We start from the raw sequence: 5921 nt of genomic DNA, 5'->3' as shown, positions 1-5921 counted from the left end.
GGCCAAGCTGGCCGTGACGGCGGGCAAGGCCGCGGCGGCGGTGTCGCGGGCCGCGGGACGCGGAAGCGGATCGGTGATCGGTGGCAAGGTCGCACTCAGGCTGGACCCCGATCTCCTCGGCGCGCTGGCGCAGCATCTCGATGTCGTCCTCGTCTCCGCGACGAACGGCAAGACCACGACGACCCGCCTGATCGCCGAGGCCCTGCGGGCCAGCGGCCCGGTCGTCTCGAACGCGCTGGGCGCGAACATGCCGGCGGGCATCACCTCCGCCCTGGCCGGCGGCTCGGACGCCAAGTACGGCGTGATCGAGGTCGACGAGAAGTACCTGGCCGGTGTGGCCCGGGACGTCACCCCGAAGGTGATCGCCCTGCTGAACCTCTCCCGCGACCAGCTCGACCGCGCGGCGGAGACCCGCATGCTCGCCGAGAAGTGGCGCGAGGGCCTCGAGGGCTCCAAGGCGGTCATCGTCGCCAACTGCGACGACCCCCTGATCGTCTGGTCGGCGTCCTCTTCGCAGACCGTCGTGTGGGTGGCGGCCGGCCAGGAGTGGAAGGACGACGCCTGGTCGTGCCCCTCCTGCGGCGGTGTCATGCAGCGCCCGGGCGACGACTGGTTCTGCGGCGAGTGCGGCTTCCGCCGCCCGACCCCGACCTGGGTGCTCTCCGGGGACCACGTGCTGGACCCGCACGGGAGCGCCTGGCCGATCCACCTGCAGCTGCCCGGCCGCGCGAACAAGGCGAACGCGGCCACCTCGGCCGCCGTGGCCGCCGTGTTCGGCGTGCCCCCGCAGGTCGCCCTGGAGCGCATGTACCAGGTCCAGGCCGTAGCCGGCCGCTACGACGTGGTGAACTTCCAGGGCCGCGAGCTGCGCCTGCTGCTCGCGAAGAACCCGGCCGGCTGGCTCGAAACGTTCTCGCTGATCGACGGGCCGCCCGCGCCGGTGATCCTCTCGGTGAACGCCCGGGGCGCCGACGGCACCGACACCTCCTGGCTGTGGGACGTGGACTACCCGCGGCTCGCCGGCCACCCGATCTTCGTGATCGGCGACCGCAAGCTCGACCTGGCCGTCCGCCTGGAGGTCGCCGGCCTGGACTTCCGGGTCTGCGAGACCCTCGACGAGGCCGTGCAGCTGGCGCCGCCCGGACAGATCGAGCTGATCGCCAACTACACCGCCTTCCAGGACGTGCGCCGCCGCGTCGGCAACTAGTCACCCATAGAGGACAAGAGCATGAGCGACAACAGCCTGCGTCTGGTGTGGGTCTACCCCGACCTGCTCAGCACGTACGGAGACCAGGGCAACGTACTCGTGGTGGAGCGCCGGGCACGCCAGCGCGGCCTGGACGTGCAGCGCGTGGACGTGCGCAGCGACCAGCCCATCCCGACCTCGGGCGACATCTACCTGATCGGCGGCGGCGAGGACCGGCCGCAGCGGCTGGCCGCGGAGCGGCTGCTGCGCGACGGCGGCCTGGAGCGCGCCGTCTCGAACGGGGCGATCGTCTTCTCCGTCTGCGCCGGGTACCAGATCCTCGGCAACGAGTTCGTCAACGACATGGGCGAGCGGCAGCAGGGCCTCGGCCTGCTGGACGTGGTGACCGTGCGCGGCGAGGGCGAGCGGTGCGTCGGTGACGTGCTCGCCGACATCGACCCGCGGCTGAACCTCCCCCCGCTGACGGGCTTCGAGAACCACCAGGGCGTCACGCACCTGGGCCCGACGGCCAAGCCGTTCGCCCGGACCCGGCTGGGCCGGGGCAACGGCACCGGCGACGGCACCGAGGGCGCGTACAACGACACCGTCTTCGGTACGTACATGCACGGCCCCGTAATGGCCCGCAACCCGCTGATCGCGGACCTGCTGCTGAAGCTGGCCCTCGACGTGAACGCGCTGCCGGCCATAGACGACCGCTGGTACGACGCGCTGCGCGCGGAGCGCATCGCGGCGGCCACGCAGCCCGCGTAGCCCGCGCGGCGGCCTCCGTACGCCTTCCGCACGCCGTTCGGCCCGGACTCCCCCAGGGGGTCCGGGCCGACGTGCTTTCGTACGATCTTCCGTTTGGTAGGTCCTTGGTGTGGAGGATGGTTCAGCCCAGCCGGAAACCGCTTGTAGGGTGACGGTTAGTTCCAACCGGACGACGTGGTCCGGTCGTCGGCCCACGTTGCAAAGGTTCTCTCTGCCATGCGCATTGGTGTGCTCACTTCCGGTGGCGACTGCCCCGGCCTCAACGCCGTCATCCGCTCCGTCGTGCACCGCGCGGTCGTCGACCACGGGGACGAGGTCATCGGCTTCCACGACGGCTGGCGCGGCCTGCTGGAGTGCGACTACCGCAAGCTCGACCTGGACTCCGTGGCCGGCATCCTGGCCCGCGGCGGCACCATCCTCGGCTCCTCCCGCGTCCAGCCCGCGCACCTGCGCGACGGAGTGGAGCGCGCCCGCGGCCATGTCGCGGACCTCGGCCTGGACGCGATCATCCCGATCGGCGGCGAGGGCACGCTGAAGGCCGCCAACCTGCTCGCGCAGGGCGGTCTGCCCATCGTCGGCGTGCCGAAGACCATCGACAACGACATCTCCTCCACCGACGTCACCTTCGGCTTCGACACCGCCGTCGGCGTCGCCACGGAGGCCCTCGACCGGCTGAAGACCACCGCCGAGTCGCACCAGCGCGTGATGGTCGTCGAGGTCATGGGCCGCCACACCGGCTGGATCGCCCTGCACTCGGGCATGGCGGCCGGCGCGCACGCCATCGTGGTGCCGGAGCGGCCCTTCGACATCGAGGAGCTGACGGCGATCGTCGGCGAGCGCTTCTCGGCCGGCAAGCGGTTCGCGATCGTCGTGGTCGCCGAGGGCGCCAAGCCCCGTCCCGGCACGATGGACTACCAGCAGGGCGGCACGGACCAGTACGGGCACGAGCGCTTCGCCGGCATCGGCAACATCCTCGCCGTGGAGCTGGAGCGCCGCCTGGGCAAGGAGGCCCGTCCGGTCATCCTGGGCCACGTCCAGCGCGGCGGCACGCCCACCGCCTACGACCGGGTCCTGGCCACCCGCTTCGGCTGGCACGCGGTGGAGGCGGCGCACCGGGGCGAGTTCGGCATGCTGACGGCCCTGCGCGGCACGGACATCGTGATGGTCCCGCTCGCGGAGGCGACCTCGCACCTCAAGACGGTCCCGGACGCGCGCTACGACGAGGCGCAGACGGTTCTGTGATGTTGCACCCGTTCTGACCCCTTCGGCCGCCCCCGGACGCGATCGCGTCCGGGGGCGGCACTACTGTGGTGGGGCGCCACAGTCAAGGGAGTCAAGGCATGGATCACAGCGGTCACGGCATGGACATGAACATGGATATGGACATGAACATGGACCTGCCGCCGTTCACCCTCGGGCGCGGTCTGGAGTTCTCCTTCGACGCGTTCTTCCTGTTCGGCTCCCTGCTGGCGCTCGCCCTGTACGGCTGGGGCGTGGTGCGGCTGCGCCGGCGCGGGGACGACTGGCCGCTGGGCCGGACGGTCGCCTTCGTCACCGGTGTACTGACGGTGCTGCTGGTGATGTGCACCAAGCTGAACGACTACGGCATGGTCATGTTCAGCGTCCACATGATCCAGCACATGGTGATCAGCATGGTCACCCCGATCCTGGTGCTGCTCGGGGCGCCGGTGACCCTGGCCCTGCGCGCGCTGCCGCCCGCGGCCCGCGGCAGCAAGGGCCCGCGCGAGCTGCTGCTGATGCTGCTGCACAGCCGGTACATGCGGATCATCACGCACCCGGCCTTCACCATCCCGATGTTCATCGCGAGCCTCTACGCCCTGTACTTCACCCCGCTCTTCGACTTCCTGATGCAGAGCAGGGCCGGGCACATCGGCATGATGGTGCACTTCCTGGCCGTCGGCCTGATCTTCTTCTGGCCGATCATGGGCGTGGACCCGGGCCCGCACCGCCCCGGCTACGTGATGCGGATGCTGGAGCTCTTCGCGGGCATGCCCTTCCACGCCTTCTTCGGCATCGCCCTGATGATGGCGAGCGAGCCGATGATCAAGACGTACGCGAACCCGCCGGCCTCCCTGGGCATCGACCCGCTCGACGACCAGCACTGGGGCGGCGGCATCGCCTGGGCCTTCAGCGAGATCCCCTCGGTGCTGGTGCTGATCGCCCTGGTGTACCAGTGGTACCACTCGGAGCAACGGGCCGCGAAGCGCTCGGACCGGGCCGCGGACCGGGACGGCGACAAGGAGCTGGAGGCGTACAACGCCTATCTCGCCTCGCTGCAGGGGCGCGGCCAGTAGCGCCGGAGCCGTTCGGCGCGCCACCATGGGGCATGACCGGATCCGTTAAGGCGATGGCCGTCACGACCTTCGCCGCCCTGGTGGCCGTCTCCACGTACTCCGTGGCCCTCGGCAGCAACGGCTGGCTGTGGTTCGGCTGGGTGGTGCTGGGGCTGCTCACCCTCGGCATGGCCGCCGCCGGCGGCACCTGAGCCCCGCCCGGGCCCCGCACGGCCCGCTCCTCGCCACCGCATGGCTGATCCGTCCGTGGTCCGACCGTCGGGTGAAGGGAAGCGCCGGGTGTTCTACCACCTGCTCAAGCACGTGCTGCTCGGTCCGCTGCTGCGGCTGCTGTTCCGGCCGCGGATCGAGGGCCTGGAGAACATCCCCGACGAGGGGGCCGCGATCGTCGCGGGCAACCACCTGTCGTTCTCGGACCACTTCCTGATGCCCGCCATCCTGCGGCGCCGGATCACCTTCCTGGCGAAGGCCGAGTACTTCACCGGGCCCGGGCTCAAGGGCCGGCTGACCGCCGCGTTCTTCCGCAGCGCCGGGCAGATCCCGGTGGACCGCTCCGGCAAGGACGCCGGGCAGGCGGCGCTGCGCGAGGGGCTCGGCGTGCTGGCGAAGGGCGAGCTGCTCGGCATCTACCCGGAGGGGACGCGCTCGCACGACGGGCGGCTCTACAAGGGCAAGGTCGGGGTGGCGGCGATGGCCCTGCAGGCCGGGGTGCCCGTCATCCCCTGCGCGATGCTCGGCACCTTCGAGATCCAGCCGCCCGGCCAGACCCTCCCGAAGATCCGGCGGGTCACGATCCGCTTCGGTGCCCCGCTGGAGTTCTCCCGGTACGCGGGGATGGAGGGCGAGCGGGCCGTGCTGCGCGCCGTCACCGACGAGATCATGTACGCGATCCTGAACCTCTCCGGCCAGGAGTACGTCGACCGGTACGCGGCCGAGGTCAAGGCCGAGGAAGAGGAGGAGCGGAAGAAGGCCCGGCGCACGAAGCGCTGAGCCTCCTCCCGCTCAAGGGGTCTCCCGGGGTCCTAGCGGACGGCCGGGAGCTCCTCGCGCTTCGCGAGCTCCGAGGCCGGGGCCTGGGCGAGCGACTTCGCGGCGGCCGGGGCCGGCGGCACCGGAGTGGCGTGCGGGCCGCACTTCACGTCCGCGGCGTCGACCTTGCCGGTCAGCAGGTAGGACTCCACCCGCGTGTTGATGCAGGGGTTCACCAGGCTGGTGACGCCGTGCGAGCCGGCGTTCTGCTCGGTGATCAGGCGCGAGCCCGCCAGGCGGCGGTGCAGCTCGACACCACCCTGGTACGGGGTGGCGGCGTCACGCTCGGACTGGACGATCAGGACCGGGGCGATGCTCTTGGCGCCGACCTCGATCGGGGTGCTCTGCTTGGACTTCCAGGTCGCGCAGGGCAGGTTCATCCAGGCGTTCGACCAGGTGAGGAACGGGTACTTCTTGTTCAGCTCGGTGTTGTCCCGGTCCCACTTGGCCCAGCTGGTCGGCCACTTGGCGTCGGCGCACTCCACCGCGGTGTAGACGGCGTTGCTGTTCTCGGAGGCGGCGTTGCCCTTGAGGTCCGACATGTCCGGGGCGTTGGCCTCGATCAGCGGCTTCTCGTCGCCGGCGGCCCAGGCGCTGAAGGCCTGCGCGACCGGGACCCA

General features: G+C 71.0%; 7 protein-coding genes. 6 read left to right on the top strand and 1 reads right to left on the bottom strand.

What is annotated here, in order from left to right; translation table 11 throughout:
* The 6 genes from VR44_RS27120 to VR44_RS27095 form a co-directional block, all read left to right on the top strand.
* On the top strand, positions 1-1207 hold a 1207-nt coding region (locus VR44_RS27120), incomplete at its 5' end, for a MurT ligase domain-containing protein (protein ID WP_245692276.1).
* A 21-nt stretch (positions 1208-1228) separates the two neighbouring features.
* Positions 1229-1957 (top strand): type 1 glutamine amidotransferase, encoded by a 729-nt coding sequence (locus VR44_RS27115; protein ID WP_045950240.1) that lies wholly within the window; start codon positions 1229-1231, stop codon positions 1955-1957.
* A gap of 216 nt (positions 1958-2173) precedes the next feature.
* Complete coding sequence (locus tag VR44_RS27110) at positions 2174-3199, top strand: 6-phosphofructokinase (protein WP_045950239.1); 1026 nt, start codon at positions 2174-2176, stop codon at positions 3197-3199.
* 98 nt (positions 3200-3297) lie between these two features.
* Positions 3298-4272, top strand: a complete 975-nt coding sequence (locus VR44_RS27105; RefSeq protein WP_045950238.1) for a cytochrome c oxidase assembly protein — start codon at positions 3298-3300, stop codon at positions 4270-4272.
* 32 nt (positions 4273-4304) lie between these two features.
* Entirely contained in the window at positions 4305-4463 is a 159-nt protein-coding gene (locus VR44_RS46065; protein WP_045950237.1) for a hypothetical protein, read from the top strand.
* Positions 4464-4551: 88 nt separating this feature from the next.
* Positions 4552-5262, top strand: a complete 711-nt coding sequence (locus VR44_RS27095; RefSeq protein WP_045950236.1) for a lysophospholipid acyltransferase family protein — start codon at positions 4552-4554, stop codon at positions 5260-5262.
* A gap of 32 nt (positions 5263-5294) precedes the next feature.
* Here the strand turns inward: VR44_RS27095 and VR44_RS27090 are convergent.
* Positions 5295-5921 (bottom strand): alpha/beta hydrolase (locus tag VR44_RS27090; protein WP_045950235.1); only part of this gene is annotated, 627 nt, incomplete at its 5' end.

It is taken from the genome of Streptomyces katrae (assembly GCF_000966975.1).
GTDB classification, from domain to species: domain Bacteria; phylum Actinomycetota; class Actinomycetes; order Streptomycetales; family Streptomycetaceae; genus Streptomyces; species Streptomyces katrae.
Note: the sequence above shows the minus strand (reverse complement) of the source record. Positions and strands in the feature narration are given on the sequence as shown.